Source organism: Humiphilus diazotrophicus (genome assembly GCF_059726315.1).
Window position 1 is genome coordinate 3,587,077 of record NZ_AP040870.1, and the last position, 24,912, is coordinate 3,611,988.

The 24,912-nt window shown below is 52.0% G+C and carries 21 protein-coding genes; 10 read left to right on the forward strand and 11 right to left on the reverse strand.

Annotated elements, in window-relative coordinates; translation table 11 throughout:
• Positions 1 to 18 precede the first annotated feature (18 nt).
• On the reverse strand, positions 19 to 1,125 hold the full coding sequence (locus AC6I7T_RS15375) for a DUF5715 family protein (RefSeq protein ID WP_497794374.1): 1,107 nt from the start codon (positions 1,123 to 1,125) through the stop codon (positions 19 to 21).
• 12 nt (positions 1,126 to 1,137) lie between these two features.
• Positions 1,138 to 1,866 carry a hypothetical protein gene (locus AC6I7T_RS15380; RefSeq protein WP_497794375.1) on the reverse strand — a complete coding sequence of 243 codons (729 nt, stop codon included), beginning with the start codon at positions 1,864 to 1,866 and terminating at the stop codon, positions 1,138 to 1,140.
• Positions 1,867 to 2,007: 141 nt separating this feature from the next.
• On the opposite strand from AC6I7T_RS15380, the gene AC6I7T_RS15385 reads away from it, so the two are divergent.
• On the forward strand, positions 2,008 to 2,919 hold the full coding sequence (locus AC6I7T_RS15385) for a PEGA domain-containing protein (protein ID WP_497794376.1): 912 nt from the start codon (positions 2,008 to 2,010) through the stop codon (positions 2,917 to 2,919).
• Positions 2,920 to 2,991: 72 nt separating this feature from the next.
• On the opposite strand, the gene gyrA is transcribed toward AC6I7T_RS15385, so the two are convergent.
• From gyrA to AC6I7T_RS15405, 4 genes are all read right to left on the reverse strand, one after another.
• Positions 2,992 to 5,595 carry a DNA gyrase subunit A gene (gene gyrA / locus AC6I7T_RS15390; RefSeq protein WP_497794377.1) on the reverse strand — a complete coding sequence of 868 codons (2,604 nt, stop codon included), beginning with the start codon at positions 5,593 to 5,595 and terminating at the stop codon, positions 2,992 to 2,994.
• A gap of 227 nt (positions 5,596 to 5,822) precedes the next feature.
• The gene (locus AC6I7T_RS15395) at positions 5,823 to 7,850 is read right to left on the reverse strand and encodes a choice-of-anchor Z repeating domain-containing protein (RefSeq protein ID WP_497794378.1); all 2,028 of its coding nucleotides are present in this window, start codon (positions 7,848 to 7,850) and stop codon (positions 5,823 to 5,825) included.
• A 302-nt stretch (positions 7,851 to 8,152) separates the two neighbouring features.
• The gene (locus AC6I7T_RS15400; protein ID WP_497794379.1) at positions 8,153 to 9,364 is read right to left on the reverse strand and encodes a glycosyltransferase family protein; all 1,212 of its coding nucleotides are present in this window, start codon (positions 9,362 to 9,364) and stop codon (positions 8,153 to 8,155) included.
• 219 nt (positions 9,365 to 9,583) lie between these two features.
• Positions 9,584 to 10,540: a M23 family metallopeptidase gene (locus AC6I7T_RS15405; RefSeq protein WP_497794381.1), complete on the reverse strand. Its 957-nt coding sequence runs from the start codon at positions 10,538 to 10,540 to the stop codon at positions 9,584 to 9,586.
• A gap of 274 nt (positions 10,541 to 10,814) precedes the next feature.
• Between AC6I7T_RS15405 and thiL the strand changes: the two genes are divergently transcribed.
• The gene (thiL, locus tag AC6I7T_RS15410) at positions 10,815 to 11,834 is read left to right on the forward strand and encodes a thiamine-phosphate kinase (protein ID WP_497794382.1); all 1,020 of its coding nucleotides are present in this window, start codon (positions 10,815 to 10,817) and stop codon (positions 11,832 to 11,834) included.
• A gap of 110 nt (positions 11,835 to 11,944) precedes the next feature.
• Positions 11,945 to 12,502, forward strand: a complete 558-nt coding sequence (locus tag AC6I7T_RS15415; protein WP_497794384.1) for a hypothetical protein — start codon at positions 11,945 to 11,947, stop codon at positions 12,500 to 12,502.
• On the opposite strand, the gene rsmD is transcribed toward AC6I7T_RS15415, so the two are convergent.
• Positions 12,499 to 13,053: a 16S rRNA (guanine(966)-N(2))-methyltransferase RsmD gene (gene rsmD / locus AC6I7T_RS15420; RefSeq protein WP_497794385.1), complete on the reverse strand. Its 555-nt coding sequence runs from the start codon at positions 13,051 to 13,053 to the stop codon at positions 12,499 to 12,501. The genes AC6I7T_RS15415 and rsmD overlap by 4 nt on opposite strands.
• A gap of 239 nt (positions 13,054 to 13,292) precedes the next feature.
• Between rsmD and AC6I7T_RS15425 the strand changes: the two genes are divergently transcribed.
• A complete protein-coding gene (locus AC6I7T_RS15425) occupies positions 13,293 to 14,408 on the forward strand; it encodes a CBS domain-containing protein (RefSeq protein ID WP_497794387.1) in 1,116 nt (371 codons plus the stop codon).
• 7 nt (positions 14,409 to 14,415) lie between these two features.
• Positions 14,416 to 15,291: a 16S rRNA (cytidine(1402)-2'-O)-methyltransferase gene (gene rsmI / locus AC6I7T_RS15430; protein ID WP_497794389.1), complete on the forward strand. Its 876-nt coding sequence runs from the start codon at positions 14,416 to 14,418 to the stop codon at positions 15,289 to 15,291.
• A 50-nt stretch (positions 15,292 to 15,341) separates the two neighbouring features.
• On the opposite strand, the gene AC6I7T_RS15435 is transcribed toward rsmI, so the two are convergent.
• Both AC6I7T_RS15435 and AC6I7T_RS15440 read right to left on the reverse strand, forming a co-directional pair.
• Positions 15,342 to 15,773 carry a PilZ domain-containing protein gene (locus AC6I7T_RS15435; RefSeq protein WP_497794390.1) on the reverse strand — a complete coding sequence of 144 codons (432 nt, stop codon included), beginning with the start codon at positions 15,771 to 15,773 and terminating at the stop codon, positions 15,342 to 15,344.
• A 146-nt stretch (positions 15,774 to 15,919) separates the two neighbouring features.
• Positions 15,920 to 16,375, reverse strand: a complete 456-nt coding sequence (locus tag AC6I7T_RS15440) for a hypothetical protein (protein WP_497794391.1) — start codon at positions 16,373 to 16,375, stop codon at positions 15,920 to 15,922.
• A 208-nt stretch (positions 16,376 to 16,583) separates the two neighbouring features.
• Between AC6I7T_RS15440 and AC6I7T_RS15445 the strand changes: the two genes are divergently transcribed.
• The 3 genes from AC6I7T_RS15445 (at position 16,584) to AC6I7T_RS15455 (ending at position 19,517) form a co-directional block, all read left to right on the forward strand.
• The gene (locus AC6I7T_RS15445) at positions 16,584 to 17,027 is read left to right on the forward strand and encodes a M67 family metallopeptidase (RefSeq protein WP_497794393.1); all 444 of its coding nucleotides are present in this window, start codon (positions 16,584 to 16,586) and stop codon (positions 17,025 to 17,027) included.
• Positions 17,028 to 17,216: 189 nt separating this feature from the next.
• Positions 17,217 to 18,383, forward strand: a complete 1,167-nt coding sequence (moeB, locus tag AC6I7T_RS15450; RefSeq protein WP_497794394.1) for a molybdopterin-synthase adenylyltransferase MoeB — start codon at positions 17,217 to 17,219, stop codon at positions 18,381 to 18,383.
• Positions 18,384 to 18,650: 267 nt separating this feature from the next.
• The gene (locus AC6I7T_RS15455) at positions 18,651 to 19,517 is read left to right on the forward strand and encodes an acyl-CoA desaturase (RefSeq protein WP_497794396.1); all 867 of its coding nucleotides are present in this window, start codon (positions 18,651 to 18,653) and stop codon (positions 19,515 to 19,517) included.
• A gap of 106 nt (positions 19,518 to 19,623) precedes the next feature.
• Here the strand turns inward: AC6I7T_RS15455 and AC6I7T_RS15460 are convergent, their stop codons facing one another.
• The gene (locus AC6I7T_RS15460) at positions 19,624 to 21,060 is read right to left on the reverse strand and encodes a glycoside hydrolase family 28 protein (RefSeq protein WP_497794397.1); all 1,437 of its coding nucleotides are present in this window, start codon (positions 21,058 to 21,060) and stop codon (positions 19,624 to 19,626) included.
• 147 nt (positions 21,061 to 21,207) lie between these two features.
• Between AC6I7T_RS15460 and AC6I7T_RS15465 the strand changes: the two genes are divergently transcribed.
• Positions 21,208 to 21,909 carry a Crp/Fnr family transcriptional regulator gene (locus AC6I7T_RS15465; RefSeq protein ID WP_497794398.1) on the forward strand — a complete coding sequence of 234 codons (702 nt, stop codon included), beginning with the start codon at positions 21,208 to 21,210 and terminating at the stop codon, positions 21,907 to 21,909.
• 77 nt (positions 21,910 to 21,986) lie between these two features.
• A complete protein-coding gene (ric, locus tag AC6I7T_RS15470) occupies positions 21,987 to 22,715 on the forward strand; it encodes an iron-sulfur cluster repair di-iron protein (protein WP_497794399.1) in 729 nt (242 codons plus the stop codon).
• Between the two features lie 417 nt (positions 22,716 to 23,132).
• Here ric and hcp read toward each other — a convergent pair whose 3' ends face one another.
• Positions 23,133 to 24,776, reverse strand: coding sequence for a hydroxylamine reductase (gene hcp, locus AC6I7T_RS15475; RefSeq protein WP_497794401.1), 1,644 nt, complete (start codon positions 24,774 to 24,776; stop codon positions 23,133 to 23,135).
• Positions 24,777 to 24,912 lie beyond the last annotated feature (136 nt).

A 24,912-nucleotide genomic window follows, 5' to 3' on the forward strand; every position in this document is an offset into this window, starting at 1 on the left:
AGAGGAACGAGGGATTCTTTAGTGAATCCCAGTCGCCAGGAAGGGCTTGCTATTATCCCGATACAACGGGGAATCGTAGCTCTTGTAAACCGAAATATGGAAGCAGGACTGCTGAAACTCCTCTTCAACATCGATTTTTCCGGCCTGCTGCAGTGGCAGGAGATAGGCTCGAAGCCAACCGATTTCAGAAACGGATAATCCTCTTTTCCCGATATCGATCGTGGCACCCGTCAGGTGTGGAGAGGCAATATCACCCTCTGCCGGAGCTGCATTGCCATTTGTCCGCATCAAGCGACGCTGATATTCGACGGTACGAACCGCGGAATTGACCTGTATTGGGCGTTTGAAGCGATTGTAGTGTGCCGTCGCCAACTCCGACAGAAATCTGGAAGTCCAGGGCCGGCAATAGCGGCGATTCTGCTCCATAGATGGGTTGACGAGAAGGCCTGACGACGCAGGAAGAGAAACCAACGACCCCGCCCTGACCAGGCGATTGAGATCGGCATCGTCCTCAATGCGTTGCAGCCCTTCGGCCTCTGCACGTACATTTTGCCGGACCAGGGATTCATGCGATCCCTTAAGCGGAGGCAATAGGGCCAGATTGGTGCGGCTCAGGGGAATCTCGGCAATCGTGGCCTGCGTCCGAGGCTCCTGGAGTGTGAAGTGGTGACGACGCCCCCGCAAAACAGCCTGACGCAAGCGAGGATTCTGGCGTCCACGACGTGTACGACTGGAAATCTGCTGTTCATCGTTCCGAGCGGCATTGCGCGCAGAACGTGAGTTCTTTACCTTTGCACTTGCTTTTTTGGATTTTGAGACCGGCTTATCCTGCGACGCAGCTCTGGCTGCGACTTTTGAGGATTTTGCTGCCTTATTCTTTCCCGCAGCCTTTACGCGCACGGACTTTGCCGCAGCTGCCTGAGCCTGATGCGGCGCCCTATGCCGGGTGGCCGATTGTGCGGGTTGGAGAAGCGCGATGCTCATCAAGAGCACCGCAGCAAGCGCGGAACATAGCGACCAATAGCGCATGGTGGTCCGCGAAGAATTGCCGAGCTTTTTAACTTTACTCTTCGAGACAGGTAATGCGTAAGTACGCAAATTGATTCTTTGAACAGATGACAACATTAGCTAGTAACTTCATGATAACTGTTCTTCCCATCGATGGCTGCATATCTCGCAATACCAATGGTTCGTCTGTTCCGCTTCGGGAGCGGATTCCAGTAAGGGATCGGGGGCTCCACAGCGGGGACATACAGGCACAACGAAATTTTCCACCTCTTGCCCCATCTCTAGAACCAGATCAGCAGGTAACACATCGGGAAGGACCGCAGCCGCTGCTTCAAGTTGATCTTTTGCAATCAACAAACGCGGAGCTGTCATATCCAGGCTTCCAGGGCCAGGAATCTCAGCCCAGCTCTCAATCCCGGCCTTCTCCAGAAGATATTTGGCGGCTCGCACTTCCTCAGCCGTCTCAAACTGCCGAAAAATGATCTTCGGCACTAGTTGACCACTGCCATCCTGTGATTCCTCTGGCGACTCTGGAATCCAATCCAGATACTCACCCACAAGAGGCTTCTTAAAATCCGATTTCCGTCGCAGTGTTCTTTCCTGCTCCCGGTCTTGGTCCTGGTCAGAGAGCTGAGTTGGAAAAGCAGAGCTCATGAACCGCGCTGCCTGGCCTTTTGCAACTTCTTCCCGAGCCTCAAGAGTAAGTCCCCGACGCTTTATCTCCGCTTGCAAAACCTCTTGAGCAACCGGTGTCAGATCTTTCAAGTCCTCGGCCAAGGTTAGCAATTCGTCATCGTACTTGGAGAGATATAGCTCAGTGAGCCTTTGCCATTCGCGTGCAGGATCAATATCAACCATAGCCCTCCAAGTATTTCCTCTATTGGCCTAACAATCCAAGCTTTATTTTCGGAATGAAATTGAACTGTTGTTATTTCCTTGAAGTGTTGTATATATGTACTTCTCCCACGATCTTGAACTATCCGGAAAGCGTAACTCCAGGTGAAAAAAATACGAAGTTTCTTCTCTTGTTCGACGGCAGTATTTCTGGTCTTGGCCCAAACAATACCGGCAGGTCAAGTTGCTGCCGCCCAATCAACAGCGTCCCCATCTCCGGAAACAAAACCTTCGCAACAATCGCCTTCGCAAACCTCTTCAGCACCGGCACCGAACACTTTGCTTGATGGAACCCCCGTAAAGCTCCGTCTTCAACGCACAATATCCTCGGCCGATGCTCATGTTGGCGATTCCGTCGATTTCGATGTCCTGGAAGAGGTCAAAGTTGGAGACACGGTCGTAATCTCCAAAGGAGCAATTGCTTTAGCAACCATCACTGCTGCCGAGGCAAAGAAGCGGATGGGGCGTGGAGGCCGGCTTGACGTCAATATCGATTCCGTACGCCTTGCCGACAATGAAAAAGCAGCTTTGCGAGCAACGCAGGGAGGAAAAGCCGGGGGACATGTCGGAGCTATGACAGGAGCCATGGTGGCTACCGGAATCGTGTTCTTCCCGGCTGCACCGCTCTTTCTTTTTATGCATGGGAAAGACATATCCATTCCGAAAGGAACGGAGATAACAGCCTACATAAACGGAGATTTCCCATTCGATCCGATTAAGATGCAGGGCCAAGCAACGGGAACATCACCAGCTGCAGCTACAACGAAGGATCAGGTTGCAAAAATCAATGTAGAGGCAAATATTCCCGGTTGCGATATAGAGGTTAACGGAGTATTCGCAGGAAATACGCCATCTACCCTAGCTCTCGCCCCAGGAGTCTATAAGATTTCGGTGACAAAAAAAGGATATAAACCTTGGAGCAAAACCATGATGGTCACCGGAGCAGGAGCGCGCATACAAGCGGAACTGGAACAAGATCAGCCAAGCTCCACACCTTCTACAGGCCCATCCCTCTGAGCGTATTTGGCCTCAAATAGTGAAGGGGTAGATCTGAATCAGATCTACCCCTTCTGAGCGCAAATAATCGGTCTACTGCAACAAGGTCGGAGTATCCGAATCCGCCTTCGCTTCCTCTGGCGGAATGACGACCGCCGCAGCGACCTTATCTTCCGGTTCCAGATTCAGAAGCTTGACGCCCTGTGTCGAACGGCCTGCTTCACGAATGGTCTTGGTATCGATACGGATGATCTTGCCATATTGGCTAATGATCATCAGTTCCGAAGTATCGTCGACCAAAAGGATTGAGTTCACCTTTCCATTTCGCGAGGTTGTCTTGACGTTAATAACGCCCTTACCACCACGAGTCTGGAGACGATACTCATCGGCATTGGTACGCTTTCCGAAGCCCATATCCGTCACGGACAGAATCAACGGATTGGCTGTCTCATCCCCACCAGGCTTGGAAGTGATTGCCACCCCGACGACATAGTCGTGTTTCGACAACTCGATACCGCGGACACCGCGTGCCGGGCGGCCCATGGAACGAACATCCTCTTCGTTGAAGCGGATGGCCATACCATCGTGCGTCGCCAGGAAGATGATCTGGTTACCGTCCGTCAGACCGGCCCCGATCAATTCATCGTCCTCGTCGATACCGATAGCGATAATGCCGCGCGCCATAACGTTCGAGAAGTCCTTGAGCGGGGTCTTCTTGACTGTTCCGTTGCGTGTCGCGAAGAAGATGAATTTGTTCTCCTCTTCGAGATTGCGTACACCAAGGATGGTACGGACATTCTCACCTGGCTGCAGGCTCAGCAAGCTTTGCATAGACTTGCCCTTTCCTGCGGCTCCGACATCGGGAATCTCGTAGACCTTCAGCCAATAGACACGACCCGTGTTCGTAAAGCACAACAGGAAAGCATGAGTCGAGTCCACAATGAGCTGCGAAACAAAGTCCTCTTCACGGGTCTTCATTCCTAAGCGTCCGGTTCCACCACGCCGCTGCTGGCGATAGGTAGAGATCGGCGTCCGCTTCAGATATCCGGAATGCGAAACCGTTACAGCGACCTGCTCGTCTGCGATTAGATCTTCCAGCTGTAACTCGGCGGTTTCATCCAGGATCTGGGTACGGCGCTCATCGCCGTAATCCTTACGAATCTGCTCCAGTTCCTTGACAATCACGCCGCGAAGCTTCTTCTCGCTGGCCAGGATCGATTCGTATTCGGCAATCTTCTCGCGGATTTCCCTCAACTCATTGAGGATTTCGTCGATTGACAGCTGGGTCAAGCGATAGAGCTGCAATTCCAGGATGGCATCGATCTGGCGATAAGTAAGCTGCCGGACTTCTCCGGGATTCGGCTCGCGATCCAGACGGATCACCATATCCTTGGTTTGGCCGAAGGCGAACAAGTTCTCACGAGCCTCAGCCCTGCTGCCCGATCCACGAATGATCTTGATGACCTCATCGAGATTATCGAGAGCGATCTTGTAACCTTCGAGGATATGCTCCCGTTCGCGAGCCTTGCGAAGTAAGAATGCAGTCCGACGCCGTACGACATCGATGCGGTGATCGATGAAGTAACGAATCGCATCGGCGAGTCCCAGTTCCCGTGGCTGTCCATTGACAACCGCCAGGAAGATCATCGAGAAGCTCTCCTGCATCTGTGTGTGCTTATAGAGCTGATTCAGGACGATCTGAGCCTCTGCACTGCGCTTCAGTTCGATTACGATGCGCATTCCATCGCGGTCGCTCTCGTCGCGAATATCGCTGATATCGTCAATGGCCTTGTCATTGACCAATTCCGCAATCCGCTCAATCAGGCGAGACTTATTTACCTGATAAGGGATCTCGGTGACGATGATGGCCTGCTTTTCCTTCGTCAGGTTCTCAACGGCTGCTTTGGCGCGCATCTGGAAGCGCCCACGGCCGGTTTTGTAGGCCTGAGCAATTCCGCTGCGTCCATAGATGAAACCACCTGTTGGGAAATCCGGCCCTTGAACGTGCTTTAGTACCTCAATCAATCCTGCATGAGGATTGTTCACCATTTCGATGGTGGCATTCAGCACTTCCGTCAGATTGTGAGGCGGAATGTTGGTCGCCATGCCGACGGCGATACCGTTCGAACCATTCACAATCAGGTTCGGGATACGCGTCGGAAGAACGGTAGGCTCCAGAGTCGACTCGTCATAATTGGGAGTAAAGTCGACTGTCTCCATCTCGATATCGGCCATCATTTCGCCGGCGATTTTCATCATGCGGCACTCGGTGTAACGCATAGCCGCCGGAGGATCGCCGTCTACCGAACCGAAGTTTCCCTGGCCATCGATCATCGGATAGCGAAGAGAAAAGGGCTGAGCAAGACGCACCAGGGTGTCGTAGATCGCGGAGTCGCCATGGGGGTGATACTGACCCATTGCCTGTCCAACGACCTTGGCGCACTTGGTGTATTTCTTGTTGTGCTGAAGGCCCATCTCGTGCATCGTGTACAAAATGCGGCGATGTACGGGCTTGAAGCCGTCGCGAATGTCAGGAAGAGCGCGCCCGATAATGACCGACATCGAATAGTCGAGATACGAGCGGCGCATCTCTTCTTCAATGTTGATCGGAACTAGATTAGCGGCGCCGCCGGGCGAATTGCCGTCGCCGGAGTTGCCCCCGCCGAGGGGAAGCTGAGAATTTTGATCGTCTGCCATAGAAAGGATGGTGGGTGCGAAGGTGGCAGGACTGGCCTGTTAGGTGTGATACAGCAAACCGGAAGCTTCGCAACAAACCTGTTTCCATGATACGGCTTTTTCGGGGGCGCGGCAAGGAGGGAGTACCCAGCTAAGTATCTCTATCCACAGAGTTTATATATTAACTTTTGTCTGACCAACAGCCATGAACCTCAGCCCTCGAGAGAATCCAGGGAAATTGCACTCCCTCACCTCACCAACGGGTTTTTGAAAGCAAAAATTTGGGTAGAGGTACGAAACGCTAGCCCGTTTTGGCCCCACCGTAACAGGTGCCTTGGCACATAGGGGTATGTGAGAGTGTCCACTCCGGCAAGCTCGATATTTCCCAACGCGGTGAATGTACTCTCGTCGAACTTCTGAATTGACGTTGGCGCGAGATTGCTGGCAAATCCGAAGGCTCGCTTCTGCCCGGCATCGGAGACCAAAGGCCCAGAAATCCCTTGCAGTCCAGAAACGGTAAAACTCCCCTTCTGTAGCCCCGAAGAGGGGTCATAAACCAAGCCATCTGACGAATACAGCGCGTTTCCGTCATATTGCAGGCTTTCCGGTTCAACGGAACGCGGTTCAAGGTATCGATAGCCGGTGAACCCCGAAGCATCTACCGAGAGGGAAAAGAGCCCCCATCTACCAGCGAGAAAGAGCGTTCCTCCATCCGAAGAGAAGGCTAATGCTCCAGAAAGGACATCTCCGGAGAACAATCTCTGGCTTGTACCGGGTCGCGGAGTGCCGGAATCATAGATGGCCGTCCCACATCCGGAACTGTAAATTGCAACCGTATTTGGTTGATTGGGCATTGCCACCATCGATGTCACTACGGCTCCGGAATCCGTATTGCCCAGTTGGCAATTCAAAATTGGATACGCGGGGCCTACAGTTCCGTGAACCAGATCAATTTGCCGATATCCGTGAATGACATCCTGTGAAACATACAGCTGGTTTTCGTCCGTTGAAAGAACAAGCTTGTTCGGCTCGCTATCCAGTGCGATGGAACGCACAACTTTCCCGGTTTCGAGATCAATTGCCACGATACTGTTACGCGTTCCCGTAGCCGCTGAAGCAGCTACAGCGGCATATAAGTATCCGTCTTGGGAACGATACACAATGTCGTTATTGGCAATCTGCAGATAGGCAGTAAAGGGAGTGATTGTTGAACTCGCAATACCAAGAGAGGGAACAGCGACTGTAATGGAGTTATTAGCAGGCTGCGCAAGCATAGCGGCGGGAACGCGGGCTAAGAGAGCTGACTCTGATGAAATGGCAGAGGTCTCCAGATTCGTTCCATTCCATTGCACAACTGAACCAGGCACAAATCCCGAACCCGTCACGGTAATCTTGAGATCTGCACTCCCAACCGGGGCACTGGAAGGAGAAACAAACATCACCTTAGGCACTTCTCCAACCACAACCTGGACCACATTGGATGACATCGCTTGAGTTCCAGGATCGACGACCTCCAAATTTATGACGCCTTGCGCCTGAAGCAATGAGGACGGAATGACCGCCTTAATCAAATGTTCTGTAACTGTATCGAGAACCGATGGCATTCCAGACGCATAGACCTTGGCATCTCTAGTAAAACCTGTCCCCGTGAGAGTGATAACCGTATCCGGACTCCCGACCTGTACAAAGCCTGGAGATTTGCCAAGCAGTGCCAGTGGCTCAGGAAGGGCGATGAAAGTCGCTGCTTCGGATACACCTCCTCCGGGAGCGCAGTTTTCAACGGCAATGATGAGGTTACCCACTCTATTGAGCTCTGAAGACTGAAGAGATACAGCAATTTGAGTTGAATTTATAAAGACTTTGCTATGGACTTTTCCATCTACTAGAACCGTAGAATCGAAAGCAAACCCTCTTCCTCTGATCGTTAAAGTTACATCTGTGTTCACAACTGCACTGGAAGGAGAAACGCTCATAAGTACAGGAGCGGGGTTGGTTACCGAGACTGAAAGCGATTTTGCAGCTGAGTGAGCTCCTGCATTTTGTACCGTAACAGGTAGCAAACCCGCGGTAGCAAGAAATTCTGAAGGCACTGTAGCCTGCAGTTGTGTATTGTCGATGAAGATAGTAGCTAAACTTACATCTGACACCTTGATAGTGGAATCCCTCTGAAAACCTTTACCACTAACGACGAATTTCGTCGCATCTGAACCTGCGGTTATCGATCCAGGAGAAATAGACGTAATAGCCAACACTTCTGCCGACGTGCCAATTTTCACTGAGACTCCACAGCCGAGCAAAAGACAGGAAAACAGGCAGACGAGAAGCAACACTGCGAAACTGACGCAGGTCTTCGTGCACATTGAGTATCTCAATGCCTCGTTTCGGTTTTATTAGAGGGAGAATTAGCTATATCTTGCAGAAACTGCGGACGGCCTATCTGTATCTGCCATCACTAAGGCAAGGAATCAACAAAGTTAGAGATGCCCTATTAGTAAGTAAATAGGGAATACTAGTTCTAGTTACCAAGGACGTAGTGGATGTTTCGAGGACAGTGCTCCTACTGGACAGCCTGGAGCACTCAGCGAAGAAGCTGTGTAGCTGTTGCTACACTCAGGACTGCCTGAAGGAACAGAACACTTACTGCTGCGGCAGTAAAAACACGTCGATACTTCGTCTCATATGCGTCAGCAAATACGCCGCCAATAAATGTCACCAAAAACGGTACAGCCCACAACCACGGCGACCCAGGAACTCCGGTGGTAATCATCGGAAAGATGAGCAGGGAAACGAGCAAAGGAGCTGTATTGCCGAAGTAGCGCGACCTCTTCGTAGCGAGATAAAGAACCAGAGAAGCTCCGGCAGCAAGAATAATGCCCGCATTTTCGAAAGAACTGAAGAACCGGCCAGCATCGCTCAGAGAAAACCAGACTCTCCCTGCCGCCGAACGGAAAAGATAGCTGAATGCATCAGGAGAGAAGCCGTAGGCGGCAAAGAGGAGGAGGAAGCTGCCAGCCGTGACGGCAAGCAGAACGGGCAGGATATAGGTCCGTGTTCCTTCTGCAAGCCAGATCATGAAGACAAAGGCCAGCAAGAGCGTAAGGGGCAATGCGCAGATATGGGAGGCTGCAACAACTCCGCAGGTCGCAGTCAGCAGAAAAATTCGAGGTCTCCACTTCCGCTGAGGCCCTTGCATCGCATGGGCTACACCGATCGCAGTGTAGACAGAAGCGAAGAGACCTAGTGCCGTCAAGATCTCAGGATTGGCAGAAGTGCATGCGGCCACAATACTGGGAGAAAAACAATAAAGGGCAAGCGAGGTGTATCCACCCCAATTGCCAAAGAGTCTCCGCGTCACCCACCAAAGCTCCCCGCCCAACACCAACCCGGCAAAAATAAAGGGCAATCGCAGCAGAAACAGAACATTTGTAAGCTGGTGCCGAAGCTCCCATGGCGACGCAAACTCTTGTCCGGCGAGTACCCGATTCTCCGGCTTGCGGAAATGGTCCAATCCTCGTTCCACAAGAAACTCAGCCGTCAACGGAAGGCCTGCCAAACGATACGCCAGCACGCCATCATGAATATTCCCGCAGGACGTGTAATAGCCAGTCAATGGGGAAGGGCGTTCCCAGAGCTCTCTCCCGCAGCGAGCGTAGTCGTAATCCTGTTCTGTTAAGGATTGGTGACGAATAGTCAAAAAACACTGCGCCAGGAAAGCCAGTAGCAAAAGGGCGGCAATCCGTTGCGGCAGGTTAAAGCGAAACTTGCGAATTTTCGAGAACCGAACGGACATGTCTAGATTCAGGATCTAGTGTAAACGCGGCAGATAAAAAGAGAATGCGCTGTAACGAATATCGAAACAGGGATGTGAAATTTCTGCGCCGAGAACGCCCCAAAGTCTTATGGCGCCAACTGCTGCACATCAAGGTTTCTCCAGACTCGGCAGCCGCTGAAAATAAGAGAGGCCACTCATTGAGCGGCCTTTCCTAAAATTGCGGTGATTAGCTGGAGGCTAAAACTTACCGGCTCCATCTACATAGTTCGAAGCCAACTGCCCCATCGTCGTCCGCAGGTACTTGTGTGGATTCACAGGAACATCATGCACACGCACCTCGTAGTGAAGGTGAGGCCCTGTGCTGCGCCCTGTCAGCCCTATATAACCGATGACCTGACCGCGCTTAATCGTCTGCCCGGCAACAACGGTAAAGCCGGAGAGATGTCCATAAAGGGTCTTGATGCCATGGCCATGGTCGATGACGACCTCACGACCATATCCGTTCGCCATTCCGGCTTTGTCGACCGTACCGTCACCGGCAGCTCGAATAGGCGTTCCAAAGGGAGCAGCAATATCGATTCCGGCATGGAAAGCGCCTTCACCATTGAACGGATCTTCACGTTCACCGAACGAGTCGTGTACACGACCCTCAACCGGCCATAAAGAAGGTGCATCGATCATGCTCATCGCATCGGGAGATGCAGAGGTAACGTTGAGTCCCAATTCCAACGCGCGGGAAGCTCGACCGGAGAGAGCCTGCGAGCGAAGTGCATAAAACTGGTCGATGGAGCGGCTGTACTGCTGGTCGGAAGCCACCAACGTCGCAGGAGTCGGATCGGTGACTGTGTTCTTAGAGGCAGAGTCGTGCAGCTTGTTCTGCTTTAAACCGTAGAGTGCAGTGACTTCGCTGGCTAAAGATCCTAGAGAAGCGACCTGAATATCCTTCTCGTGTGCTACCTGCTCCATTTGCAGGTAATTCTTACGAATAGCTTCGCGCTCCGAACGCACCTGGTTGAAGTGCTCCGTCTTTAAGAGCATGCGAGTATAGGAACCGGCCATACCCGTAATCGTGAACATGCCGACAACGGCTGCGGCTACGAAGACGTAGGCGTAGTGTAACGGGAGCGGAATCTTCTTCAGACGGCCGTCTTCTTCGCGCGCAACGAAGATGATGTAGTAGCGCTTACGAAACATTCCGGGAGAACCTTCCACGGCCCCCCGGTATACGTTCCGGATCTTGGGCCTGCTGAGATGGCGTTGCCAAACTACCAAAAATCATTCAAGTTGCACAACATTCGGCAACGGGAAAGGCGAATCTTCCAAAAACCATAACAAAGTGACTGGCGAGGGTCAACCCAAGCTAGTTGTAATCTGGAACACATTCGTTGCAGAAACCTATACTTTCTGGTTAATCCCCTTTAAGGCAATCGCCAGCCAGGAGAGGATATTCTTCTTTGTAAAGGACTTCATGGCAGACCGTTTTTTGTCCCGGGGAGAATTAGAAATTTTGGCCCAAATCCGGCAGCGATCCGGGAATCGCTCGTCGCGGACCCTTCGCCTGGGCATTGGAGACGATTGCGCAATCGTGCGCCCAGGGAAAAAAGAAGAGATCATCGTCACCACGGACCTCTCCCTGGAGCAAATCCACTTCCGCCGGGAATGGCACCAGCCGGAGGTCATTGGACACCGATGCCTCACTAGAGGGCTTAGCGACATTGCGGCAATGGGTGGTCGCCCTTTAGCCGCCTTTCTGTCACTGGCCGTTCCCGCGGAGCTTACGAAGAACAGGAGAGGCCGCAGCTGGTTGGAACGTTTTTACGACGGGCTTCTCGCCCTGGCAAAGGCCTCAGAGGTACCTCTCGCCGGGGGTGATCTCGCACAGAACCCCACAATCGCTGCAGATATCGTGCTCGTCGGCGGTGTTCCGCAAAACCGGGCTCTTTTGCGCTCAAGAGCAAAACCCGGAGACATTATTTATGTCACCGGGACCTTGGGCGGATCGGCTGCAGAACTTCTCCTGCTGGCGCAAAACCCACGACGCTATGCCCGGATACAGGACAGAGACGGCCATCCACATCTTTTTCCGCAACCCCGTCTTTCAGTGGGGCAGTGGCTTAGGGGACGCGCAAGCGCTGCCATCGATATCAGCGACGGTCTGTCGACCGATCTGGCACACCTTTGTGAAGAATCCGGGGTACATGCTGAAATCAATTCCGAGGCCCTGCCTGTCCATACCTTAGCGCTGCAGGCCGAATCCAGAGAACGCACCCCCTCTGCATTGGATCTGGCGCTCAATGGCGGGGAAGACTACGAACTACTCTTTACGGCTCCTCCTTCGGCTCGCATTCCGAAGGAAATCGCCGGTGTTCCCATTCACAGGATCGGAGAGATGAAATCACGCCACCGAAGAAGGACCATGATGACTCTGTTATCAAACGGTGAAGCAAAGGCTCTTTCCGGCAAAGGGTGGCAACATTTCAAAAGATAGTTGGGTACCATCAAGTACAGAATGACAACGAAAACACACTGCTGGGCAGAGCCCCTGAATGGCCGGCAGTCCGTATCATTCAGAGAGTTAGTGGAGGCCTGCCTAGTCCGGTGAACAATTTAACCTTCGATCAAAGCTGGCAAGCAGAAATTCTCAGCGCCAGACCCCTTATCCTGCCGCAACGTCATTTCGTCTACCCCAAACAGGCCGAGGAGGTCGAAAGAGGAGCACTGGAGGTTCTTATCACCCCAGGTGAAGGATCTCCTTTTCTCGCTACTTGCGCTCTGGGCTTCAATGATCCGGGAGCACCAACCGGGATATTCTCTACTCCAGATCCAGCTTGGATATGTGCTGTTTCCGGAGGCTATGCCTACCTGATCAATACGCTGGCTCCTGAGCAATTTGAGCAAATCCCCTATAGGCCAGTACTCGAAGTTCGGCAATTGGTAGAACAGAATCTATTGATCTTCTCTAGCCACTATTCATTACTCGCCTGGAAACGTGAGGGGATCGTGTGGCAGACAGGACGACTCTCTTCGGAAGGAGTCGAAATTCTTTCCATCGACGGGAGTATTCTCCACGGACGAGGCTGGGACATGATCACAGACCGCGACATGGATTTTTCTATCGACCTGAAGACCGGCGAACGAATAGGTTCGAAATCTTAGGAAGAGGCTGCAAAGAAACTCAAAGCGGCATCACCCTGTTCCAGAACCCGGTACCGCTGCAGTTTCCCATACCTCTCGAGAAGAGGCTCTTTGCGGCGATGCTCCGCAATAACAATAGCTCCAGGCAAAAGCAATTCTTCCGATTCCCGTCCGAGCAGATCCAGTGTCGAAGAATACTCGGCAGCTGCCTCGTACGGCGGATCGAGAAAAACGATATCCAGAGGACGAGCCTTGTTTGCCAGAAAACTGCGGACATTGCGCACATCTACCTGCAGATTCGTATCGAGGGGAAGGGCCTTCAGGTTCTCTTTTAAGACTTGTGCGGCAGATTTTGCCTGCTCCACAAAGAAAACGAACCCGGCTCCCCGGCTTAACGCCTCAATACCTACCGCTCCCGAGCCTGCATATAGGTCGGCAAAGACAGACTGCTGGATCTTCGGAGCCAGAACATTGAATAGCGTTTCACGAAGACGGTCCGTCGTTGGCCGGGTTGCAAGGCCATGCGGAGCCTTTAAGGGCCTTGAACGGTAAACTCCTCCAATCACTCGCATTATTTTGATCGTAGCGTATTGTTCCAGATTTCAGGGAAGCACCGGAAGTGCTTTGTTCTGAGCAGATATCCAGGGGCTATGCTTTTCGCTCACTTGCGTTTACAAAAGAAAGAAAGCTAACAAGATCATCCTCGCGGGAAAATCCTCTTGCACCTTCTACAATCAGAAGGGTAATCCTGCTATCCGACTGTGAGATGGCAGGAACACCTGAAGGAAAGAGCGAGGTAGATAAAAGGAGCATGATGCGCGGCTGGTCACTACCGCTTGGGCGATGGATGGGGGTTGACGTCCGTATCCATACTTTTTTTGTCATGCTGCTTGGCTTTTGCCTCATCTATGCCAATTCCAACAACCTCAGCAGCGGACGTGGCTTTCTGCTCTGGGGTCTGTTACTGGTTGTGGTGGCTGTACGGGAACTCGCCCGAGCGATGACGGCGGCCTACTTTGGCCTGGAGATTCGCAGCATTTTGTTGCTGCCGATCGGCGGTCTCTTTTCCTATGCCAATCCTGAAAGCCATGAGAATGCTACTTCAGGAAAAGTTCTGTACGCCTTGGCCGGTGCCGGACCGCTCGCCAACCTTCTCTTTGCAGCTATACTCGCCGGATTGATTCTCGGGACCTCTCCACAGTTGAACCTGCTGGAGTCTCCCTGGCTATCAGCCACGCATCTGATCCGCAGCACCGTTTGGCTGAATGTTTTTCTGGCGGCACTCAACCTTCTCCCGGCCTATCCACTCGATGCCGGACGTCTCCTGCGCGGAAGCCTTGCCAAGACCCAGGGCGATCTCAAAGGTGCCAGAGCGGCGGCGGGCTTAGGGCAGATACTGGCCCTCACCATTTTCGGCATTGGAATCTACCTGCAGAATCCGTGGCTCATCATGGCGGGCCCCTTTATTTTTATTGGAGCTCAGCTCGAAGATCAGGGAACGCTCTTCCAATCCGTGGTCGACACAGTGCAGATGCGCGATGTGATGCTGACGGACTTTTCGACCCTGTCTCCGTCTGACACCCTCGAAGATGCCCTTTACCGCTCAATCCATACACTGCAAGACGACTTCCCTGTAGTCCGAGGCACGAGTCTCGTCGGCATCGTATCCAAACAGCGCATCCTGGATGCACTTCGCTCCGACGGTAATGGCTATGTGCAATCCATAATGTCGCGTGGCTTTCAAGTCGCCAAGCCGGAAGATTCCTTAGGCTCCACCATTCGCAGAATCTCCGGGGGACGCGGTCTCTCCGTCGTTCCGATTACGGAAGGAGAGCGTGTTGTAGGACTTGTCAGCCTGCAAAATCTGATGCACAGCATGAGTCTTCTAGCCGAGCACCGCAATCTTCGTAGGCAGCAACAGGATTAGATAACAAATGACATCGCCGGATGAACTTGCTCCTGGCCTCTACCTGGTCGCAACACCAATCGGGAATCTCGAAGACATCACCTATCGCGCCCTAAGAGTCCTTCGCTCTGCAGATCGTATTGCCTGCGAGGACACCCGGCAGACGCAGAAGCTTCTGAACCATTTTGAAATCGTCACCCCAACGATCAGCTGCCACGAACACAATGAGCAATCTCGAACCGAACAACTGATCTCTGAGCTCGCAAAGGGAGCAAGAATCGCCGTTGTAACGGACGCAGGTATGCCCGGCATATCCGACCCGGGAATGACTCTTGCTGCAGCAGCACTGAAAGAGGGAATTCCGGTAATTCCGATTCCGGGTGCCAATGCAGCATTAACGGCCCTCGTTGCCTCTGGCTTGAATACCACGAACTTTCGGTTTGAAGGATTTCTGCCCGAAAAGGCAGGAGCTCGCCGAACGAAGCTGGAAAGCCTGGCCGCCTCAGTTAAAGAGGTACCACCCCCGACACTCATCTTCTACGAAGCGCCGCATCGGATTTTAGAGACGTTGGGTGACATCGAAGCCGTGTGGGGCGATCAATGTCCAATCTGCGTTGCACGCGAACTGACCAAGTTGCATGAAGAGTTCTTACGTGGAACGGTTTTGGAAGTAAGGCAGGAATTGGCCGGACGTGATCGAGTACGAGGCGAAATCACCTTGTTGATTTCACCCCATCGAGAAGAAGGTGCCGTCTCCACCACACAAAGTGTAAGTGCCCGAATCAAAGAGCTTTACGAAACCGAAGCTCTTGACGAGAAAGACGCACTGAAGAGCATAGCCCGTGAACGCGGGCTCGCAAAGAGCGACGTCTACAGGCAACTGCAGAGAGAGCGCTCAAAATAGCAGAACTTGAATTACTAAAGGCGTGAGGAAAGTACAGACCCTCGATGTAGCTATTCTTTAACCAGCTCAGGAGCAACCGGAGCTTCTTCTGCAGGCGTACCCTCAGCTACGGCCTTTGCCTGCTCCTTTTCGAACTGCTCATTGAGTTCGTCGATGACCTCGCCGATTGCCGCTTTCTTCCGCATACTTACATCGCGAAACTCAATTCCGATCAGCTTCGGGGCATGAATACAACGCGAAACACCATGTATCAGCAGGGGCAGGCCATGAAGGGAGAAAAGAATCTCCAGACGTGCGTTGAGCCCAACAGGAAATTTCTGCTCTAGCTCAATGCTGCAACCGGTCAAACTCAGATCCCGGATATTGCCCTTCATCGTGATCCCGGACTTGATCAACCGCAAACTAGCCGGAGCTTCACAGGTAAACCGGCGATGTAGACGCCGTTCTCTTCGCTGAGTTCCCGAGACAACGGAAACCATCATTTGCTTCTCTGGTTCAGAAAAAGCTTCACTCATTCGACCCCCGCAGCGCACCAAACACACGAATGGTTATGTGTACTTTATCGACCGCAGTGCTTTAGTTTGTTAGCCTTTTTGTCCCAGGAAAAGACAATTCGTTACCACAATCGTCAGGGGAGTTCCCAAGGACGGGGTTGACGTGCCGCTTCCGGCAGGTCTCTCCCTAAAACCCTATCATAGAGATAACGGTCGCTAACCGTACCCAGCGACTCGTTGTAAAGGCTGATTTGCCCAGCAACTTCCTTCAATTCTTCGCTAAAGCAATGAATGGCATGTAAAGATTCGGCAGTTGCAGCAACTTCCAATTTGTTTGTTTTCAGGAATTTCTGGAATCCGCGGTCCAGAATGCGCGCGATCTCTCCGCCGAGTTTCTTTCCGGGCTTTACAGCATAGGCTACAGGAGCATCTTCAGGACCAGGAACCAAAACAGCAGCACAACCATGCTTTTCAACCTGAACGGCAGAGGCTGCTCCTGCGACTCCCTGCACTGAAACCACATCAAATCCTTTAGTTCGAAGCTCAGTCACTATTTCGTCGAAGGTGGGTTGCTTTGTCTTTTTTGCCATACTGTTCCTATTGTGCATTCCATAATACCGGGGGATGGTGCAATCCCTGGGAGTGGGTTGCCTTTCTTCCACTCTCGCACATCACAGCAACACCCGCAACGAAGAGGTGCTATTCAACGATGGTAAGCCTCGGCTACACACAAACTACAGGCCTTAGCATCGCACCGGCTCCGGACTGCTTATTCCACGGAGGCTTCTGAAAGATTCGATGTTGAAGCTCAACCGGAGTACCTATGAGATGATGCGTCGTCATGGAGAGGAAACATATCCTGACGAGTGCTGTGGAGCTCTGATAGGCAGGTTCGTCCAGGAAGATCGTGAGGTGCAGCGGGCAATTCCAACGGTAAACACCCGCATAGACTCCGCACATAATCGCTACCAGATTGCGCCGCGTGATCTTATCCGCATTCAGAGTGAAGCAAGAGAAGAGAATCTGGAGATTGTCGGTTTCTACCACTCCCATCCGGATCGTCCGGCCCTATGGTCCAGAACGGATCTCAACGAAGCACATTGGCTCGGTTGCTCGTACGTCATTACCGCTATCGCTAACGGTAAAGCTGAAGAAACAAACTCTTTTCTTTTGGCGGGAGCTATAGAGGAAGAAAAACGATTCGAAAACGAGGGGATAGAGATTACGGAAGGACAAGGATGAAAGGAAGAGATTAGAGCATTTCCCGAAAAGATGTAGACCGAAGCATGGAAGTTGGCGCGGCTTTCCGCTAAAGAAAGCCGCTCTTCACCTTACCGGCAAAATTCACAGTATTTCGGGAAATGCTTTAGTCTATCCATCATCCCGTCGTTTGCCGGGCCGACTCTCCTGAAAGGGAGGAACTATCAGGAAATGGACACTACAACGGATACACTTCCGGCACTTTCTACTGATGAAATGGCTCGTTATTCCCGCCACCTTATCATGCCCGAGGTCGGTATAGAAGGACAGCAGAAGCTCAAGAATGCGCGAGTGCTTTGCATTGGAACGGGAGGATTGGGTTCGCCTCTAGCACTTTACCTCGCCGCAGCAGGTGTAGGAACTTTGGGCCTGGTGGATTTTGACGTGGTCGATGCAAGTAATCTGCAACGGCAGGTTATCCATAGCACCAAAGATGTTGGCCGCTCAAAACTCGACTCGGCAGAAGAAAAGCTCAAAGCACTGAATCCTTTTCTCAACGTCGTGAAATATCCGACTAAGCTGACCAGCGCAAATGCGCTCGATATCCTCCGTGATTTCGACATTGTTGCGGATGGTACAGATAACTTTCCCACCCGATATCTGGTAAACGATGCCTGTGTTCTGAGCGGTAAACCCAATGTCTATGGGTCGATCTTTCGTTTCGATGGACAGGCCAGCGTCTTTGCAACTCCAGATGGACCATGTTACCGGTGCCTCTATCCTGACCCACCACCGCCCGGCATGGTTCCCTCCTGCGCGGAAGGCGGAGTATTAGGCATCCTTCCCGGCTTAGTGGGCATTATCCAAGCTACAGAGGTTATTAAGTTAATTCTGGGAAAGGGCACTCCGTTGATCGGCCGGCTTCTCCTTGTCGACGCGCTGCAGATGCGCTTTCGAGAGATGAAGCTTCGTAAAAACCCCGAATGCCCGGTCTGTGGCAACCACCCGACCGTGCGAGAACTTATCGACTATCAACAATTTTGTGGTATCAAAAAAGAACAGCCTATGAACACACAAAACGGCGTAGAACAAATATCTCCCCAACAATTGAAGCAAGAACTCGACTCAGGTAAAAGCCTCTTCGTCCTCGATGTCCGCGAACCCTATGAATTTCAGATTGCTAACATCGGAGGCCACCTAATCCCTCTAAACGATCTTCCTAAGCGGGTTGGAGAATTGGACCCTCAGCAGGAGATCGTGGTGCACTGCAAAGGCGGCGGCCGCAGTCAACAAGCGGCTGAGTTCCTGAAAAAATCCGGTTTTGACAAGGTTCGAAACTTAGCCGGAGGCATCAACGGCTGGTCCGAACAGGTCGATCCCAAGATTCCCAAGTACTAAAAGCTCCCAAAAGGATAGGCAGTACAACCTCTCCAATCCGCGATCCGATCCGCCCGAAATCTCTCAATCGATTTCGGGCGGATCGGTATCTGCCGAATGAGCCAATCCCTCCACTGGCTGCACCAATGGCGCCCTCCAAGCTATTACGAATCTCTTACAGCACAAGACCTTGACGCAGGCTATCTTCGATCTAGAGTGTTTGTACTTTCAATCTATGGAAGTGAAATGCTCTAGCAGGACTCCTGAAACGAGGACCTCTTCCCCTATATGACACCTGTTACCGCCGAATTACAGTCGGCCTCTGCTGTAGAGACTCTGGATCTTCCCATCCGGCAAGAGAAAACCACACGGATGAATTGGGGCTTCGCAATTGGCATTTTCCTTTTCCATGTTGGAGCCGTTGCAGCACTCTTTCAATTTACGTGGGGAGCGCTAGCCGCCTTCTTTGTCCTTTGGTTTCTGTGCCAGAACATCGGTATCGCTGTCTGCTACCATCGCTTGCTTACTCATCGAGGATTTGTTGTACCGAAATGGCTGGAGTATACCTTCGCGGTTTTTTCTACGATGGCATTGCAAGGTGGACCTCTATACTGGGTTGCACTCCATCGCCTGCACCATCAACTGTCCGATAAACCTGGAGACCCGCACTCTCCCCGAGATGGATATTGGTGGTCGCATGTCGACTGGATTCTACATGGCAGTCTTCACAATGGTTCCGAGCTCCTAAATCGCTATGCTCCGGATCTGAACAAAGATCCCTTCTATCGCTGGCTCAGTCGCTATCATTGGTTACCGATCATCGTCATGGGAGTGATACTCCTGCTGATCGGTGGAATCCCCTGGGTCCTGTGGGGAATCTTCATGCGCGCTACTCTTGGATTGCATGTAACCTGGCTGGTCAACTCAGCAACGCATCTTTGGGGGCAGCGACGTTTCTCTACCCGTGACGATTCAAGGAATAATTGGTGGGTCGCATTTCTGAGCGGAGGAGAAGGTTGGCACAATAACCATCACGCTCATCCCACCTCTGCAAGACATGGCCTTGCCTGGTACGAACTGGACATCAATTACCTCTTTATTCGCTTCCTTGTCGCCGTGGGATTAGCAAAGAAGCTTCGTGTCGTTGAGTTATAGAGCCAGATCCTCTCCACTCGCATCTTAAGTTATCTAAAGGCCCTGCAGCCTATAGTTGCAGGGCCTTTATCTTGTGGCAATGCTGGACCAGCTGTTATGAACCAGATCATTTAGGAAAAGGAACAAACTTTCCCGAACAATTAATCAAAGACTCGGGTTTTCCTGCAGCATTTGAAATTTTGACTTCCTTTCCCCAGGGAACGAAGCTTACTTTGCCCGGCCCCAGAGTGATGTCGTCAAACTGCATGTGAATGTCTTCTTTCTTCAACCCATCGATCACTACGTTGTCCAAGGTGACTTCGGTCGTATGCGCAGCATCCCATCCGGCAAGCAGAACTGTTCCCGGCGTTACAGAGTGGATATTCTTCAACACAATGCCTTTGTAATGCGGAATGCGATCACCTTTAAAGCGGGTTGGCTGGAAGGGATCAATCGTCGTGTCATTGTAGAAGGGAGAGATGCCAATAACCGCTTTTACATCCTGCATACAGATATCTTCATAGCGAATATTCTCTACAAGCCCCCCGCGAGTCACGTCGCTTTTGATGCGAGCTCCGTTTGCAGTGCCCTGCATGACGAGGTCCTTGACCAGCATGTTGCTAACACCTTCATACGTGCCACTACCGATGGAAATTCCATGTCCTGCGTAGAAGTGGTTATGCGAGACCGTTATGTTGTGCGCGCCGTCTCCACCTGACTTGATGGCGACATTATCGTCTCCGGTATGAATCCACGAGTGAGTGATGGTAATGTTTTTCGAAGCTCCAGGATCGATACCGTCTGTATTACGAGCATCCTCTGGCGTGTCGATCTTTACACCCCAAGCTGTAAAACCATCGGTATTCCCAACAACGACATGGAAGTTCGGTGAGTTCTTCAACGTGATGTTGTACAGGGTCAAATCATCAGCGTAGTTCGCCACAAGTATGCGAGGGCAGCTATGCGGCTGGAGTCCCGGCTCTGCAGCTCGTGCCACCTGCCAGCAGGATTGTGTCGAACCCTGCATTACCGATCCCCCACGCCCGTCAATTGTTCCCGGCCCAATGAGGAAGACATGCTTTGCGTGATCTACCGACAACAACGGGCGGCAACCGCGGGAGGTTTTGCCCATTGTTCCGCAGCCACCCGGTACAAGGTCATAATCACGAGGATTGATCGATGCAAATACGGTTACACTTTGATCGACCAGGAGAGCGACATTCTCTTTGAGCTTTAACGGCTGCAGCAGATAGGCATTCTTACTTCCATCGGATTTCAGTGCGACTGTCACTGGCTTCCCGCCAGATTTCTCACTGCAGGAATCAATCGCAGACTGTACCCGGGAGGTGTCGCAAACAGCGGAATCTTTCGCGCAGGCAACATCGGCATCTCCAGCAGGGCCGCCGCCCGTTGCTGTATATCGAGCGGTTAAAGCACTACAGACAGGTGGAACTTTCGGTTCTGTGACGTTGCGCGTATCTTGCGCATACAAAGAAATTCCAAGAAGGCTTAGAAAAGCAGGAAAAACAAACCGCCTGAGAAGAGGCAAAAAAGAATAGGTCACCGCTGGACTCCTGGCACTGATATGCAATCCCGAAGCTAACCGCACAAGCCCGGCAGGCGACAGACTAGCCCAGTTGGGCTACTTTGTACAAATATGTATCGCATGCCGAACTGCACAGAAGGTGCCCTTGCTTGCTAGAATTCGCTCGTGAATGCTCCGCGTGAAAAAATCCAGGAAGTACTAGGGCGTACGCAGATCTTTGCAGGTCTTACCCCTGCAGAGTTGGAATTGTTGGCGCAACGTGCCGTACGCAAACTCTATTCCCCAGGGGAGATGCTCTTTGCCGAGGGCGAGCCCTGCAACGGCTTGTATGTGATCGCACGAGGCCGGGTAAGGATCTTTAAGACATCCTCCTCAGGACGAGAACAGGTACTGTCGGTAGAAGGCCCGGGAGCAACCGTAGCCGAGCTGCCAGTCTTCGACGGAGGACCCTATCCTGCCTCGACAATCACACTCGATGAAACAGAAATTGTCTTTCTCTCCCGACGTGATCTTCACTCACTCTGCATGGAAAACCCCTCGGTGGCACTAAAGCTGCTCGCCGTTGTCGGCGCTCGTTTGCGCAGGCTGGTAGGGATCATTGAAGAGCTCTCTTTCACCACTGTCCGGCAAAGACTTATTTCTACTCTGCTCCGCTATGCCTCAGCACAGGGCCAGCAGACACCTGCCGGCGTAGTCTTTCAACTTCCTGCCAGTCACCAGGAAGTAGCAAATGAGATAGGAACCGTTCGGGAGCTAGTCTCGCGCAACCTAACCCGTTTGCAATCTGAAGGCTACTTGGAAGTGGACGGCCGTAAGATTCTCATCCACGATATCAAGGCATTCTCGGCCCTCCAGGAGAATCCTTAATTCTTTTTCCTCTCTGTGACTGAAGTCGCTGTTGCCGCATGAGGGCCACGATAACTTCAATCACAGAGAGGTTTCCCATGAACATCAGCCCGGATCAAACCGTCCGTGACATAGCGCTCGCAGACCCTTCCTTAATTCGCGTCTTTGAGCGATTCGGTATCGACTATTGCTGCGGCGGTCGCAAGCCGCTGACACAATCCTGCCAAGAACTGCAACTGAGTCTTGAACAGGTAATGGAGAAGCTCGCCGAAGCGCAAGGATCGACAAACAGCAAGGAAAGTGAAAACTGGCAAGAAGCTCCACTAGCTACCTTGATCAGTTATATCGTCCGTACTCACCATACAAGAGTTCGTCAGGAACTACCGCGAATCATCGCTCTATCGACAAAGATATCTTCCAAACACGGTGGCAATCATCCAGAACTGCTTCGAGTCCACGAACTTGTCCAGGTACTTGAAGAAGACATGACCGCACACCTGCGCAAAGAGGAGGAGATTCTCTTCCCCTATATCAGCAGGCTGGAATCTGCTGATGAAGAAGCTCCTACAGCATGCTTCCCGACAGTTGCTTATCCTGTCTCCGTAATGGTTCAGGAACATGAGTCTGCCGGAGCCATCATGGCTGAACTACGCCAGATTACTTCCGGATACCAGGCTCCTGCCGATGGCTGCCCGACCTATCACGGTCTATACGCGGCTCTGCATGATTTCGAAAAGGATCTGCATCAACACGTACACCTGGAGAACAACATCCTTTTCCCACGCGCCATCGAAATTGAGAAGCAAGTGAAAGCTGTCGCAAGATAGCTTAGAGCAAAAATCTTCAGCTACGAATCTCACTCGATTAATTCCGATCGGAAAGATCGAGTGAGATTTTGCTCGCGCAGTAATCGAGCCCCCCAAATATAGTGACCAATTCTAAAGGGCCACTCTTTCGATCAGCAAAGATTGAATGAGTGGCCCTGATTCTTATACCGCCTGCCAGAACATCTCCTGTAAAGATATCGATCACGCTACAAACACATGCAGCTTTCCGTCAGAGCTGGATCCGCCGCAAACCTGTTTTGCTTAGCTGGGAGGAAAAGGAAACGGCTCTTTTCTATTGAGGTCGGAGCTACACCCATGTGTAGGAATGTTCCGGATAAGGGGCTTCTGCCGTCGGGCTCTCGATAAAAAGAAAAAGGCGCGGGCTACACCAGCTCCCGCGCCATCAATGAATCCGACTTAGCCTAGGATCGCTGCTAAATCAGCCTCAGGCGTTGTGATACCCATGAGATTAAACTTCTCATTGAGCAGTTTTAGTACAGCAGGTGAGAGAAATGCCGGAAGTGTAGGTCCGATCCGGATGTTTTTCACGCCGAGATGCAGAAGCGTGAGCAGAATTGCAACGGCCTTCTGTTCGTACCAGGAGAGAACCAATGAAAGCGGCAGATCATTAACGCCACACTGGAAAGCATTCGCTAAGGCAATTGCTATCTTGAGTGCGGAATATGCATCGTTGCACTGTCCGATGTCCAACAGACGCGGCAGACCACCGATCGTGCCGAAATCCAGCTTGTTAAAGCGGAACTTTCCGCAGGCCAAAGTTAGGATCATGCAATCCTGAGGAACACTTTCAGCCAGCTCGGTATAGTAACTACGTCCCGAACGAGCTCCATCGCAACCGCCGATCAGGAAGAAGTGACGGATTGCACCGCTCTTTACCCCTTCAATTACCTTGTCGGCAACACCCAGGACTGTGTTGTGACCAAAGCCAACGGTGATCTCTTCGTTGCTTCCATCTTCGGCGAATCCCGGAGCCTGCAAGGCAGCTTCAATTACGGGGCTGTAGTCGTGATCGGCAATGTGATGTACTCCCGGCCACGCCACCGGTCCAGTGGTAAAGATACGAGCCTTATAAGTATCCTGCGGTTTCTGAATGCAATTCGAGGTCATGAGAATCGCACCCGGAAATGCGTCAAATTCGTCAGCTTGATCCATCCATGCGCCGCCATAATTGCCGGCCAGATTCTCAAAAGCCTTTAGCTTCGGATAGCCATGCGCAGGAAGCATTTCACCATGTGTATAGACCTGAATATCCGTTCCCTTGGTCTGCTCTAACAAGGCATATAGATCGTGCAGGTCGTGGCCTGAGATCAGAATTGCCTTACCCTTCTTGGGATGTATGCGAACCTTTGCCGGAGTAGGATGGCCGAAGGTTTCCGTGTTCGCCTTATCCAGAACTTCCATGATCTGGAAGTTCAGCTCACCGACACGAAGGGCCATTCCCAACAAAGATTCCTCAGTAACATCGCTGCGAGTCAGGAAATCGAGGACCTCATGCATCGTGGCATAGGCGGCAGGATATGCACCTCCCAAACGAAGAGCATGGGCGGCGTAGGCGGCGACACCTTTAATACCGTAGAGAATCAATTCCTGCAGATTGGCAATTTCTTTCCCATCGGAAAGGAAGCGGACAGGAATCAGAGACTTGCTCCCCTGGTGAAGCAGACCTTCCAGAGTCGAAGCGGGCACCCAGGCAGCCGGTCCGGATAGCGCCTCCGGCTTCTCGTTGGCCTTAGCCGCTGCCTTTTCATAGAGATCGCGTGCAATGTCGCGTGTTTCTGCAGCTTGATTTAGAAGTCCCTGCAATCTTTCGGGATCGAAATTTACATTCGTCAGTGTGGCAAAAAGGCCTTCCACCATGAAGGCGTCTACGCCAGCATCAGCTGCACCATACCGGCGCGCACGATGCGCATACATCGCAATGCCCTTGATCGCGTGGACCAGCAAGTCCTGTAGAGTTGCGGTTGTTTCGTCTTTGCCGCAGACCCCAATCTGCTGGCATCCTTCGCCCTTTGAAGTTTGTTCGCATTGGTAGCAGAACATTGTTTTCGTTTCCTTCCTTCTTCGCCGGTGTTTCCTCAGTAAGAAGGAGAGTAGGCCCAGGATTGCTCCCAAACAGCGACTTAAGTCACTACAACGGAGATAATTGAAATATTTGTACGTTACGATTCAGTGTGAG